Below are 13,431 nucleotides of genomic sequence, written 5' to 3' on the forward strand. Positions count from 1 at the left end.
TTGTCTATGCTCGTTTCTTCCACAACCGGAACAGCCGAACCTCAGGAAACACAATCCTACAAAAGGCATAGCAGCGCCTGGAGATTTTGGAACGCCAGCACCTTTGTTTGGAAAAAAATCTGGTCTATATTCTGGTTTTTTAAATTGGGAAGAATCCTCTTTCCCTCTTATCGAAACGAAGCCGTTCAGGAGAAATACTTTCGCAGTCTCGGAGAAGACAGCCGGAAATTCTTCTTATCCATGGGCGGGGTTTATATCAAACTCGGACAATATCTCGGAAACCTCTCTCATATCTTTCCGGATTCGTTCACCGAATCGCTTCAAGATTTACAGGACAGAGTTCCTCCTCATCCCTTCTCCGAAATCGAAGAACGTTTTCGTCTGGAATTCGGAAAAGAAATCACAAAGGTCTTCCCGGACATACAAAGTATTCCCGAAGCGAGCGCATCGACCGCACAAGTTCACGTCGCTTCGATCGGAGGACAAAAGGTCGCCGTCAAAGTACTCTACCCCGGAATCGAATCTCTCATCGCAAACGATCTCAAAAACATCCGCTCCTTTCTCAAACGGATCAACCGTTATCTCTTTCGTTTCGAATTCAAAAAAGTTCACGAAGAGATCAGCCATCTCGTAACGAGAGAAACCGATCTTCAACTCGAAGCGGATTCTTACGATCGAATGAGAACTTTTTTTGCGGAAGAACCCGACTATGTATTTCCGAAAGTCATTCGTCAATTTTCGGGGAAGAGCGTATTGGTTACCGAGTTTATCGAAGGGGTCAAGATCACTCGTGCTACTCCGGTTCTCAAAGGTCAGGCCAAATCAAGACCGATGGAACTTTTAGTAAAGGCTTATGTTCTTATGATCTTTCAATATCGATTCTACCACGCGGACCCTCACCCCGGAAACCTCATCTATACACCGGATGAAAAACTCTGTTTTATCGATTTTGGAGCCGTCGGAGAAATGGACCCGAACGGAGTTTTTGCCCTCAAAAAGATCTTTCTTTCCGCGATCAGCAAAGACTACTACGGAGTTGTCTCCGGTTTGGAAGACATAGGAGCTCTTTCCGAAACCGCAGACCGGGACAAACTCGAAGAAGTCGTCCGTTATTCTTTGGAAAAACTGGGAAGGTTTATCGCCGATACGGATTACTTTAAGAATCTTTCCTTGGATCAGATTCATACAAGAGAGGATCGCCTTTTTTTAAAGGAGATCAATTCCAGTCTAAAAGAAATTTTTAGAATGATTCAGATCCCCGAAAATTTCATTTTCCTGGAAAGGGTCTTAGGTTTATTGGTAGGGATCACGGCGATCCTGGATCCGTATAGAACCGTTTTGGATTACGGTGAAAAACCGTTCCGGGCAGTCGCCACCGGGAAAGAAGGCGGACTGGAGTCACTTTTGTTAAACGAAGATAAAAATCTTTTAGGAAACACTCTCTCCATCCCAGGAGAATTCTATAAAGTCCTCCAGAATATCAATCGGGGAAAACAGGGAATCCAACTTCGGGAAGTGGAACGGCATACTCGAAAGATGTATGTCCTGGGACATCAGATTCTCTATTCCGGATTCTTGATTGCAGGAATTCATTTCGGAAATTATTATCTCGAAAAAGGATTGGAAATGCAGAGCTGGGGATTTTTCGGAACCTCCGCCTTTTTCGGACTTGTACTCATCTATTCATTCTGGAAGAATAAACTTAAAAAGAAAGGAAACCCTTTGTGAAATATTTTGAAAAACGATTTTTAGACGTCTATCGTCCTCTTTATCTGGGGGTCATCTTTATCGGCGTCGTTTTGGATCTTCTGACAAAGTTCCTCGTGATTCTTTACTATCAACCGCATCGTTACGTGGAAGTTCTGGGAAACTTTTTTAGAATGACTCTTACGTTTAACACCGGTTTTGTTTTCGGAGCCTTCCAAGACAACGCGATTCCTTCCTTGGTTGCGACCGGAGTTGCGATTATTTTTTTGATCGGTTACAGATGGAAAAATTTCGATCTCGGAAATCCATGGGGTTGGAATCTTGTAATGGCCGGAGCGTTCGGAAATTTCCTGGACAAATTCTTCGTAAAAATTCCCGGAACGGGATTTAGAATCGGGTTTCATCCCAATCCCGGAGAATACATCGGAGTCGTGGACTTCTTAGATTTCGACTGGCCCGACTTTTTACTCTTCTCAAGATGGCCCGCGTTTAACGTGGCCGATTCCTGCGTCACGGTTGGACTCACGATTCTGATCCTGACGATGAAACTCGAAGAGGAGAAATAATTTCTTGAAAGCCTTGGATCTGCCCATCTGGAGAAAGATATTCAGCCGAAAGGAAGCGAACAATAAGGAGATCATTCATTTTCTAAGAGAGACGAGCGTTTTTGGAAGAATGAAAAAAAGAACCCTGATTGAAATCGCGAGAATGGTGCACGTCCGAGAATACCAAGAAGGTGAGACCGTTTTTAGACAAGGAGAAGTCGGAGCGGGTTTTTATCTCGTCTATGAAGGCTCCGTAGTAATTCGTTCCGTTCGAGACGGAATCGAACTCGATCTCGCCCATCTCGATCAACACGCCTTCTTCGGAGAACTTTCCCTTTTTACGGAAGAAAGAAGAACCGCGAGCGCGATCGCGATGGAACATACAACTCTTCTCGGCTTTTTTCAGCCGGACCTAAAAGAAATCATAGAAACAAAACCGAGAATCGGGATCGAAATTCTCATGAGCCTTTCGACCGTCATCGTGGAAAGACTCCATCGTACAAACGGGCTTCTGGAAAAAGCCTACTTCCGCGGAAAACAAAAGAATGCGTGATCCGGAAAGAAGAGAACTCTCCGAGTATTTTATACGAATCATTTTTTTTCTGATCGTGGCTTTCACGATCGTAGTTTCCTTATGGGGACTTCAACTTTTGGCGGTTCCGATCGTGATGGCGCTTTTGATTTTTTACGCCTTTAACGGAACGATCAACAATCTGGAAAGTATCGGGATTCCGAGAATTCTTTCGATCGCGATCCTTATGATCGTAATCAGCGTACCGATCTATATCTTTATCAATTCGGTCGCTCCTCCGATCGTATCCAGTTTAAACCCGATTCTTAAAAATTGGAAACAGGATCTGGACGACGCTAAGTTTAAATATCTGACCGTAACCGTAAATCTTCAGTTTAACGAATTCCCCGCGAGCTGGAACGAGACCTTGAGACCCGACGATTTGATCAAAAAAATCGCTGAACTCATGCACGAACAGGTAAAAGGTCTGGTTTCCTATTTCCCGACTTTGATCGGCTATATGATCATCACTCCCCTTTTCGCATTTTTATTTTTGCTAAACGGAAATGGAATGTATAAGAATCTGATCTCCCTGATCCCGAATCGTTATTTTGAAATGGCGCTCATGGTCACCTACAAGATCAACGAACAGATGACGAATTATCTCAAAAGTCTCATGATTCAGAGCGCAATCATCTGTATCGTTTCGACGACCGGTTTTTATATCATCGGCCTTCCGTATTTTTATATTTTCGGTCTGTTTTTAGGAGTCGCAAACTCGGTGCCCTATCTCGGTCCGATTATGGGAGCGATCCCGCCGTTGTTCTTCTCGCTCGTCATCGGAGGAAGCGCCTCGACGGAAATGATGACTTCGATTTTAATCGTGGTTTTGATCGCGCAGATCATTGACAATTTCATCATTCAACCGGTTGTGATTTCCGGATCCGTCTCTTTGCACCCGATCGTAGTCGTCGGCGCCGTTACCGTAGGCGGCGCGGCCTTGGGTCTTGTGGGAATGTTGATCGCTGTTCCGATGGCGGCGATCTTAAAGGTAACGATCCAAACGTTTTACAGCTCGATGAAGGATCATAATCTTTTATAATTGAAAACCGAGAGAGAACTTTTTTTCGATTTCGGACTGTTCTAACTTTTTCAACAACCCGCGTTTCGGGAAAGTTCCTTTTAAAAGTCGCGCCAAAAAATTTTAAACTACGAAAGCCTGAAGTTTTTTCAGAAATTCTTCCTTCTCCGAATTTTGAAAGGCCGACCGAGGAACGATCAAAGCGCTCAAAGAGGATACGTATAAAAAGAAGTAATCCTTTGTTTCCACCACTTCACCGATAGAACCCGGTTTGAATTGGGCAGAAGTATATAACGTCTCGAAGAGAAGTAAATCATCGGTTAACGTGATTTTCTGTTTTCCGATCATTCCTTTGTTTTCCTTTTCCCGAAGCATTTTATCGACGTTGTTTCTGAGTCTCCAAAAATAGAGACGATCAAAAAGAAAAAACCAAACGATCGCAAATAAGAAAATCGGAATATTGAAGAATAAAGAAGTTTCGTCTAAGGTCGCATAGTTCAAAGCCAAAAAAACAAACAAGGTCCAGATGGGAATGACGAGTTTTGCGATCATTCTTTTCTTTTTCGAAACCTTGGAATGTCGAAAATGATATTCGTTAAAGTTTATGATATCTTCCAAAGCCAATTCGTAGTTGATTTGCATAGAGTATTACCGGATGAGTTTTATAGAAAAATTTTGTATCTTAGAATCGGAAACGATTTTGCTCAACAATCGTGCGTCTTCGTCGAAGCCGTAAAGAATCTTCCGTAATTCTATTACCGACCGGTTTAAAGTCCGATTTCAAGTTTTTTTCGAAAAAAAAATCCGCCGGATCCAACCATATTCGATTCATTTGAATAACAAGCGATCTCTTTTCGATGTGACCGCATTCTTATAAAATTCTAAAAAACCATTTTCCGAAATTTCAGTCTTTCGAGCGTTAGGAATATTCTAAGCCGTTCCATAAAAGCTCGAAGTTCCACCGATTGTTTTTTTAAACCATTCCGGAATCTTCCAAACAATGGATGCAGTTCCATTTTGATCGGAGTTCCATCCTTCTTGGAAACACAAGCGTCTCGCGTGTGCACGGCTCGACAAGTTTTGGAACAAATTATAGATCATACATGCAGGAACCTTTATGAAGAAAGAAATTGAAATCATTATCAAAGTAAGAATATGAAAATCGATTGGATCAAAAAGAAATCGAAAATTCCGGTCTAAAACACCTTGGAATCCGGTGAGGCCGAATCCTTCAAAACAATCCGTTCACTCCGTTGATCGTGACGGTTTTGATCACTTCCTTATCCTTTTCGGATTCTGCGACCTTCCAGTTGACTCCGGAGGCGGTGGAAAGAAGGCTTCTCCCGATTCCTTGGCGACCGAGGGCCGAACCGACGCCGGTTACTCTCGCTATAAAAATTCCGTATTGAGAGGAAAGTTTCGCATAACGTTCCAGGTCCTGAGCGTGTGTAGAATCGGGTTCCAAAACGGAATCGATATGGAAAAGAAGGTTTACGTTTTGAGATTTTAATTCTTCCAGACGTTTTGGATTTTCGATTTCCTTTCCCGTTACGATTCCGAAACGGAACCCGCTCATGATAAAAATCGTTTCGGCGTCTCCGCCGACTGCGGGTTTTTCGGAAGACAAAAGTTCCCGTTTTTCATACCAGTCTATCACTACTACGCTCTGAATGATCGGAACTGAAAGTTTCAATTTCCCGGAATCGTCTTTTCTGAAGATGGAACCGCCTATAATTACGCCCTTATAATATTCAGAAATTTGCAATAACTCGTCTGTAAGAAATTTTGCCTTTTCCGCGCAACCTTCGGGAGTGGAGGATGGGTTATAAAACGGAAAGTATTCCGGAAGAAGGAGAAAATCCGATTTCTCCTTAGCCAGTTTCGATTTTTGTTCGTTTGTGATGGGTTGATTGAGATGTTTTTGAAAAAGAGTTACTTTTGCCGATGCCAAATATCGATACCTTCCTGATTTAATCCCCTAAGATGGAAGGATTCACACCGAGCGAATCCGCATCCAGGTTCTCGGAAGAACCGACTTCTCCTTGACCTGCGCCGCCTCCGGAAATTCCAAGATCCGATTCTCCGCCGGCTTGTTCCGTCTTGATTCCGAATTCTTTCTCCATTTCTTCCGCAGAAAGTTCGGTGACTCCTCCGAAAAGATCTCCGTTTTCGAGCCTTCCCGCAAGAGCAATCGCATAACAATAGGATTCCATAATACATTGTTTGATCGGCTTTTTGTTGAGTCTTCTTTTGGACTCCATAAGATCGAAAGTCATAAGTTCGTCCATATTTGTGACGACCTCTTTTTTCGATTTCATGTCGGCGATCAGTTTTTCCAAAATTTCTCCGGTCTTTTCCACAAACTCTTTTACCGTCACCCGAACGTTTCTGGATTGTTGACTTCTTTTTGTTTCAAGAGCTGTCGTCTTTTTCGAAGCTTCGATATAATTGGCGCCCGGGTTTTTGAGATGATTTTTGAGTTCTTTATAATATTGATCGTAGATCCGGAACTGCTCGATGGAGGCTCTCGAAGTTTCGTAGTGATCCACCATCTTTTCGCGATAATCCACCTTAGCGCCGTTAACGATCGTAGGTTTGAGTTCTATCTTCTTCGTAGTCATTACGAAAGAATACTCCGCGTCGAACTCCTTAAAGAATAACCAAGTGAGAAAGGCTTTGTCCGCGGACGGAATGAGTTCGTGTTCTCCCTTAGGGTCGTGTTTTTTGCGAAGTTGATCGAGAGGAAGCATACGCATCAATTTTAGGCCGTATTTTAATTCCTTACTCAAGGAATCTTCCGGATTGACTTCTTCCTTTTTCTCCTCTTCTACGACTTCTTCTTCGGGGGCCGCTCCTCCGGAGATTTCATCCAATTCTTCTCCCTGTTGTCTTTGCCCGGGTTTCTCCTCCGGAACGATTCCGATCACGGCTTCCATCGTATTGCTTAAGAGAGGAATATTCTTATTCTCGTTTCGAAGAATCACAAGATAGAATTTTTCAAAAAGAGTTCCGTAAAGATAATCGAACTCCTGAAGCGCCCTTTTTTTCTTCGTATTGTAGATGCTCGAAGGTTTTCCTTCCAGTTTTTCAAGAGCCGCATAACCCAAGTTCACCGCTTTTACGTAACTTCCTTGAAACGGATAAACATAGTATAATTTTCTAAAGATCGAATAGATAGGATCTCTGACCCTGGAAATACTTACCGGTAGATCGGGAGCTGCGTTATGCGGTTCTATGACCTGATTGACTTCGTTATTGTCATAGAGTTTATGCATTCTTCCCAAAAGTTCTATATAGATCGGGTTTTGTGCGTCGAGTTCCTTTGCGATCTTTCCCGCATAGGCCGGGTTTCCGAGAATATCATTCCCCACAAAGTTCAATTCTAAGATGGATTTTTTTCCGGAAAGATTGAACTCGGATAAAAAAGAGGGCAGAAGTTCCGAAGATGAAAAACCGGTGACTCTTCCTAACCAACACTTGACGCGAACGGAGAATCGATTGATAAAGTTTCCCATCTCGTCTTCGAGAGCTTTGCGGTCTCTCGGAGCCGGTCCTCGGGAAACGGGGGCGCCTTTTCCTCCGGAAACACCGGAAGATCCAGAACGACCTCCGGAACCACCACCGGGGCGAGAAGAAGAATCTCTTCCTCCGGCCTGACTTCTCTGGCCTTGGCGAATGTTGGGCTGGCTGGTTTTACGGGCTGCTTCTTCTTTCTTTTTATCCTTGTCATTGACGACCTTGCCGCCGGCAGACTGGAATTTATCGAACATTTCTTTTCTGGCCTTATCATCCAGATTGTTCACTCCGATGGAGCGTTTTGTTTTATCAAACTCAGCCATAATGCAACCCTTGCAATCCCGCGTCTCAGTTCAAATTTGCAGTTCTGAGAAATAAATCAAGAAAGATACTGATTCATTTTACTTCTTGACAGACCTTTCTTCCGGGTGTTTTTTCGATCTGATGATCATCCGCAGCGAGATTCGAGAGAACCATATCGTTCTTAGCGTTCTTGAAGATATTCTGATGGATAATTCAAGGGATTTCTACTACGAATTCGAAGAATCGGTAAAAAGCGGAAGTCCTGAAATCATCAGTTTTTTTCTGGGGAAGGTCAAATTCATCGATTCTTCCGGAATCGGAATCATCATCAAAGTACGGAATCAAATCCGCGAAAAAAACGGAACTGTGAACATATTCGGCCTCAATAAATCTCTAAACTCCGTATTTCGACTCTCGGGCTTGGATAAAATTGTGAACCTTTATACGAACGACGAGTTTCTAAACAAGTATCCGATTTTTCAGGAGTTTGTGGATCAAAATTCTAAATGAAACTAATATTCAAATTTTTCTCTCTTCTTTTCATTCTTCTCCTTGTTCAATGTTCCTGGGTCCACGAAAGAGGGATCTTCTTCTGGTCCAAGAGTCAAAACCTCATTTATAACTCAGAGGAAGTCGCCTATTTCAAAATTTCTCCGTCCAAAGTCGACCAGTTTGACGATTTTGTTCCTCCCGGGCCTTTTTCGCATCCGGCAGATCTCAAACCGGAACAGTGGAAGGATCTTTTGGGAAATCTAAAGTATGTAAAAAAATCCTCTCTCGGTTTTTTTACGGACCATGTCTTTTCCGATGGAGAATTGGAGATCATCGCAAGGGATCTTCCTCATGTAATGAAATCTCTTCCTGAAAATAAAATCCTCGTTTTGATTACGAAATACGATGACATTCAATCCGTGATTTCGACGGAAGAATTGACCACGGCGCTCATCTGGGGCGAGAAAGGGAAATTAAACGTCGTTTTCGGAAAGATCAAAAGAGAAATCATCGATAAGAACGTCGGTTTGGATTTTGCCCTTTGGACGGATATCAGACAAATCTATCTCACGAACGTTTCGGATGGAACCGAGATTTCGGATAACGGAGTCGTTCCATTTCAAACCGTAAAGAATGTTCCCAATCGAAAATGGGTGGTTTTCAATCTGGATCAGATGGATCAGTATAAATTCAAACCTCGAAAGAGAAACGAGATCCGCAGACTGACCGACGAAAACGATCGTCCCGGCGGTGGTTGAGTTTCCGGCTTTTCACTTTTTGAGACCGCTTTTTTTTTCTTTGGAGGCGGTAATTTTGTCGGAGGAATTTTTTTTTGGAAAGGTGAGAGTTCCTACTTTTTTGGAACCCGATCTCAGCTCCAATGAAAACTTTTAGGAAACGCAGGAGTTCCTACACTTCTTTTATCGGAAAATCAAACGAGCTTTGAGAATGCGGGAGTTCCTACGTTTTGATTTCTCGCGGGAAAGACATCCTGGGAAATCGAACAATCGCTCCCTCGTCTGCTTTCGGTAGAAAAAAGTGTGAGAGTTCCTACTTTTTCAATGAGAAACCCGAGATCCCGTTTATCGAAGAATCGCAGGAGTTCCCACACTTCTTTTATCGGAAAATCAAACGAGCTTTGAAAACTGCGGGAGTTCCTACTTTTTGATTTCTCGCGAGAAAGACATCCTGGGAAATCGAACAATCGCTCCCTCGTCTGCTTTCGGCAGAAAAAGTGTGAGAGTTCCTACTTTCAATGAGAAACCCGAGATCCGGTTTATCGAAGAATCGCAGGAGTTCCCACACTTCTTTTATCGGAAAATCAAACGAGCTTTGAGAACCGCAGGAGTTCCTACGTTCGATCCTCTGCGAAATCTTCAGGATCGTTTTTTTAGAATTTATTCCGACAGCTTTCTCCGTATCCGATGTTTCCGGTGAAAAAGTGTGAGAGTTCCTACTTTCAATGAGAAACCCGAGATCCCGTTTATCGAAGAATCGCAGGAGTTCCTACGTTCGATCCTCTGCGAAATCTTCAGGATCGTTTTTTTAGAATTGATTCCGACAGCTTTCTCCGAATCCGATGTTTCCGGTGAAAAAGTGTGAGAGTTCCTACTTTTTGAAATCTTCTCCGCAAGGCTTCGGACGTTCGGTTTTATTAGAAGATTGACGTTTTGTTTTCTGCCAAAGCCGTGTTAGGAAACTGCGGGAACTCCTCCCGTGTGCAAGCGAGTCAAAAGCCCGATCTCACAGCGCAAGATCGGTCCGGGCTCCATCAGGGTCCATTTCCCGGAGAGGGGGTAGCGAAAAACGCGAATGCGTTTGTAGCGAGGGGGAAACTTCCCCCTCCTGATTTATCAACCTACGACGGACTTACAACGACCGCAGAGGTCTCCTTCTTTCTCGATGTCTTCGGTATGTCTCCAACAACGAGGGCATTCTCCTTGAGAGGGTTTCAAAATCTTCACGGAAAATTTTTCGTTCTCGTGAGAAGACAAAACTTCCAATTTCGGATTTGCCTCGTGCACTTGCGATACGACAAACAGGAGCTCCAACGTTTCTTTCGGTACGAATGTTGTGAGTTTGGATCCGTTTTTCGATACGATCTCAAGTCCGGCTTCGAGCGACTTCCCGAGCTTCCCTTCTTGTCTCGCGAGTTCGAGGGCTTTCTGAACGGCTTCTCTTGCCTGCAACACGGATTCGAATTTCTCTTCAAGCGCGGAATTCTTCCAAACTTTCAGATCCGGAAACGTTTGTAAGAATACGGATTCTTTTTTTCCGCCGGAAGCCCAGACTTCTTCGGCGGTAAAACTCAAAATAGGCGCGGTCAAAATACATAACGTTTCCAGAATGTGTTGCAGCGCGGTCGCGGAGGATCTTCTTGTTTTGGAATCTCTTGCGTCGCAGTACATCCGATCCCGAATCATATCAAAATAATCCTGAGACAACGTCACGGTGCAGAATAAAATGAGTTTCTGATAGATCTGATGAAACTGATACGTTTCATAACTCGCACTCGCGTCCTCCACAAACTGTGAGAGTTTGGAAAGATAGAATCGATCTAGTTCTTCCAGTTCTTCAAAGGGAAGATTTTCTTCGGAACGATGTCCTTCTAAATTTCCTAAAAGATAACGGAACGTGTTTCGAATTTTCCGATATTGTTCGGATACGATCTTCACGGATTCCTTTCCGACTTTGATATCGTCTCTAAAATCCAGAGAACTCACCCAAAGTCTAAGAATATCGGCGCCGTACACGTTGATGATATCTGCGGTAGGATCGATTCCGTTTCCGAGAGATTTGGACATTGCGTGCCCTTTCTCGTCCAATACGTATCCATGCGTCAAAACCGCTTTGTAGGGAGGAATTCCTCGGAGGGCCATCGAAGGCCAGAGAGAAGATTGAAACCAACCCCTGTGCTGATCGGATCCTTCCAGATAAAGATCGGCAGGCGGTTCTCCTTTTCTCTCGTCTAACACTGCAAAGTTGGAAACACCGGAATCAAACCAAACGTCCAGAATATCGTTTCCCTTTTTGAAGGAATCCTTTCCGCATTTTCCGCAAGTAACGCCCAAAGGTAAAAGTTCGCTCGCCTTTTCCGTATACCAGATCTCGATCCCTTTTTCCCGAACCTTTTTCGTAAAAAATTGAATCGATTCCGCGTTGATATGGGTTTCCCCGCAGGCTTCGCAGCTAAACGCCGGAATCGGAACTCCCCAGTTTCTCTGACGAGACAAACACCAATCCGGTCTTGTCTCCACCATCGAACGAATTCTTGTGATTCCCCAGTTTGGAATCCACTGAACGCCGTCTATCGCAGCGAGAGATTTTTCCCGAAGTTCGTTGAAGTCCATTTTGAAAAACCACTGAGGAGTCGCGCGGAAGATCAGAGGTTTTTTACTTCTCCAACTATGAGGATAAGAATGTTCAAACTCGCTGTGATGAAGAAGAAATCCCTTGTCCTTCAAGAGTTGTATGATGAGAGGATTTGCGTCAAAGACCTTGGTTCCTTCCATGAGCGGAAATTCATCGGTGTATTTTCCGTAATCATCCACGGGTGAGAATGGTTCGAGTCCGGCGGCCAGTCCTACCTTATAGTCGTCTTGTCCGTGTCCCGGAGCCGTGTGCACACAACCCGTTCCCGCTTCCAGAGTTACGTGATCCCCAAAAAGAGGAATGGAAACCCGATCGATAAAAGGATGTTGAAATTTAAGAACCGCGAGTTCGTCGGTCGTGATCGGTTTTACTTTTGTCAACGCGACTCCGGTCGCACTCGTGACGTTCTCGGAAAGTCCTTCCGCGAGAATCAATTCCTCTCCGGACTCCATTTTAAAAATAGAATATTCAATTTTTCTGTTAAAGCAGATCGCAAGATTGGCCGGAAGAGTCCAAGGAGTTGTCGTCCAGATGAGACAGAAACGATTCGATTCTCCGATCACGGGAAATTTCACATAGATCGAAGGAGAAACGTGAGGATAATATTCTATCTCGGCTTCCGCGTGCGCCGTCGCCAAATCGATGGACCAATAGACCGGTTTTTTTCCTCGATAGACATAACCCTTTTGAAAAAGATCTCCGAATACTTCCACGATTCTCGCTTCGAAATCGGGAGACATCGTTTTGTAAATTCTTCCTTCTTCCCAAAAACAAAGAAACCGGCTCAAGTCCTCGCTCTGTTTTCCCACAAATTCTTCGGCGTAGTTTCTACAAAGTTGTCTCAGTTCTTCGGGTCCGGTCTCACGGGCCTTTTTGCCGAGATTTTTCAAAACCTGAACCTCGATCGGAAGTCCGTGACAATCCCATCCCGGAATCATGTCCGTATAAAAACCGGCGAGGGCTTTCGATTTTACGATCGTATCTTTTAAGATCTTGTTGAGCGCGTGACCCAAATGAAAGTTTCCGTTCGCGTAGGGAGGACCGTCGTGAAGAATGAATTCTTTTTTTCCCTTTCTTTGTTCCCTCATCCTGTGAAAGATCTGTTCTGACTTCCAGGTTTGAATCTGTGCGGGTTCTTTTTTTGCAAGATCCGCTTTCATAGGGAAGTCGGTCTTGGGAAGTAATACTGTGGAAGAATACGGATTTTCTTTTTGTGTTTCGCTCATATAAATATCAATAGTCGATTTTTGTTTTGGGAAGAATCGCCTGCAGTTTTTCCGCGTCTTCTCCCTTGAGTGAGGTTTTTTTAATATTCAATCTTTTTAAACGAGTCAGATTCTTTAGCTTCGTGTAATTGGATGGGAGAGATTTGATTCCCGAGTTGAGGTTCAGATCCAATTCTTCCAAGTTGGAAAGGCTCGCGAGAATGTCCACGTCGGTTTCCGTGAGAGTCAGTTTGTTCTGATCCATATAGATCGTTTTGATTTCGGGTAAAAAAAGAAGTTCGGAAGGGAGATTGGTAAGATCGTTGTTTCCCGCGAGAAAAACTTTCAGATTCTTCAATTTAGAAAGCGCGGAAGGAAAGGTTGTGAGGTCGTTTCCGAAAACGTTGAGTTGTTCCACACTTTTACATTCTCCGATAAAATCGGGAAGAGAAGCCAAACTGTTTAAACGAAGGTCGAGACGTTTCAGATTCGGGAACTTACAAACTCCGTCCGGAATTGAAGTCAACTTTTGCATTCCCAAATCGAGAATCGTTACGGAATCCGCCTTTGCATTTGCTTCGTTTAATATTTCTTCCACATTCTTCTTACAAGTTGCAAAAAAAACCATCGCCGAGGCGAAAATAAGAATCAGGGTTTGTTTTTTTAAGAAGAGAGATTTCATTCTTTCTTTTTTCCTTT

General features: G+C 43.7%; 11 protein-coding genes. 6 read left to right on the top strand and 5 right to left on the bottom strand.

Annotated elements, in window-relative coordinates; genetic code table 11:
• The first annotated feature begins 6 nt into the window (after window positions 1–6).
• The 4 genes from JWG44_RS19650 to JWG44_RS19665 are packed head-to-tail and all read left to right on the top strand — an operon-like array spanning window position 7 to window position 3,865.
• A complete protein-coding gene (locus JWG44_RS19650) occupies window positions 7–1,728 on the top strand; it encodes an ABC1 kinase family protein (RefSeq protein ID WP_205277071.1) in 1,722 nt (573 codons plus the stop codon).
• On the top strand, window positions 1,725–2,273 hold the full coding sequence (locus tag JWG44_RS19655; protein ID WP_069608120.1) for a lipoprotein signal peptidase: 549 nt from the start codon (window positions 1,725–1,727) through the stop codon (window positions 2,271–2,273). Before JWG44_RS19650 ends, JWG44_RS19655 begins: the two co-directional genes overlap by 4 nt.
• Before the next feature lie 4 nt (window positions 2,274–2,277).
• The gene (locus tag JWG44_RS19660) at window positions 2,278–2,805 is read left to right on the top strand and encodes a cyclic nucleotide-binding domain-containing protein (protein ID WP_118970876.1); all 528 of its coding nucleotides are present in this window, start codon (window positions 2,278–2,280) and stop codon (window positions 2,803–2,805) included.
• Complete coding sequence (locus JWG44_RS19665; RefSeq protein ID WP_205276762.1) at window positions 2,798–3,865, top strand: AI-2E family transporter; 1,068 nt, start codon at window positions 2,798–2,800, stop codon at window positions 3,863–3,865. Before JWG44_RS19660 ends, JWG44_RS19665 begins: the two co-directional genes overlap by 8 nt.
• A 102-nt stretch (window positions 3,866–3,967) precedes the next feature.
• On the opposite strand, the gene JWG44_RS19670 is transcribed toward JWG44_RS19665, so the two are convergent.
• The 3 genes from JWG44_RS19670 to JWG44_RS19680 form a co-directional block, all read right to left on the bottom strand.
• A complete protein-coding gene (locus JWG44_RS19670; RefSeq protein ID WP_205276763.1) occupies window positions 3,968–4,486 on the bottom strand; it encodes a YcxB family protein in 519 nt (172 codons plus the stop codon).
• 589 nt (window positions 4,487–5,075) lie between these two features.
• Window positions 5,076–5,795, bottom strand: coding sequence for a carbon-nitrogen hydrolase family protein (locus JWG44_RS19675; RefSeq protein WP_205276764.1), 720 nt, complete (start codon window positions 5,793–5,795; stop codon window positions 5,076–5,078).
• A gap of 19 nt (window positions 5,796–5,814) precedes the next feature.
• A complete protein-coding gene (locus JWG44_RS19680; RefSeq protein WP_205276765.1) occupies window positions 5,815–7,683 on the bottom strand; it encodes a hypothetical protein in 1,869 nt (622 codons plus the stop codon).
• A gap of 121 nt (window positions 7,684–7,804) precedes the next feature.
• Between JWG44_RS19680 and JWG44_RS19685 the strand changes: the two genes are divergently transcribed.
• On the top strand, window positions 7,805–8,173 hold the full coding sequence (locus JWG44_RS19685; RefSeq protein WP_118970870.1) for an STAS domain-containing protein: 369 nt from the start codon (window positions 7,805–7,807) through the stop codon (window positions 8,171–8,173).
• Entirely contained in the window at window positions 8,170–8,913 is a 744-nt protein-coding gene (locus JWG44_RS19690; protein ID WP_205276766.1) for an LA_1326/LA_4305 family lipoprotein, read from the top strand. The genes JWG44_RS19685 and JWG44_RS19690 overlap by 4 nt, the downstream gene beginning before the upstream one ends.
• Before the next feature lie 1,095 nt (window positions 8,914–10,008).
• Here JWG44_RS19690 and ileS read toward each other — a convergent pair.
• Both ileS and JWG44_RS19700 read right to left on the bottom strand, forming a co-directional pair.
• Window positions 10,009–12,753 carry an isoleucine--tRNA ligase gene (gene ileS / locus JWG44_RS19695; protein ID WP_205276767.1) on the bottom strand — a complete coding sequence of 915 codons (2,745 nt, stop codon included), beginning with the start codon at window positions 12,751–12,753 and terminating at the stop codon, window positions 10,009–10,011.
• A gap of 7 nt (window positions 12,754–12,760) precedes the next feature.
• Entirely contained in the window at window positions 12,761–13,414 is a 654-nt protein-coding gene (locus JWG44_RS19700) for a leucine-rich repeat domain-containing protein (RefSeq protein ID WP_205276768.1), read from the bottom strand.
• Window positions 13,415–13,431: the final 17 nt, after the last annotated feature.

The organism is Leptospira ainazelensis (assembly GCF_016918785.1).
GTDB classification, from domain to species: Bacteria; Spirochaetota; Leptospiria; order Leptospirales; family Leptospiraceae; genus Leptospira; species Leptospira ainazelensis.

Excerpts from the sequence above, each read along its gene's own strand:
- ileS (WP_205276767.1), bottom strand. The coding sequence starts at position 12,753 with ATGAGCGAAACACAAAAAGAAAATCCGTATTCTTCCACAGTATTACTT.
- JWG44_RS19665 (WP_205276762.1), top strand. The coding sequence starts at position 2,798 with ATGCGTGATCCGGAAAGAAGAGAACTCTCCGAGTATTTTATACGAATC.
- JWG44_RS19685 (WP_118970870.1), top strand. The coding sequence starts at position 7,805 with ATGATCATCCGCAGCGAGATTCGAGAGAACCATATCGTTCTTAGCGTT.
- JWG44_RS19670 (WP_205276763.1), bottom strand. The coding sequence starts at position 4,486 with ATGCAAATCAACTACGAATTGGCTTTGGAAGATATCATAAACTTTAAC.
- JWG44_RS19700 (WP_205276768.1), bottom strand. The coding sequence starts at position 13,414 with ATGAAATCTCTCTTCTTAAAAAAACAAACCCTGATTCTTATTTTCGCC.
- JWG44_RS19680 (WP_205276765.1), bottom strand. The coding sequence starts at position 7,683 with ATGGCTGAGTTTGATAAAACAAAACGCTCCATCGGAGTGAACAATCTG.
- JWG44_RS19690 (WP_205276766.1), top strand. The coding sequence starts at position 8,170 with ATGAAACTAATATTCAAATTTTTCTCTCTTCTTTTCATTCTTCTCCTT.
- JWG44_RS19650 (WP_205277071.1), top strand. The coding sequence starts at position 7 with ATGCTCGTTTCTTCCACAACCGGAACAGCCGAACCTCAGGAAACACAA.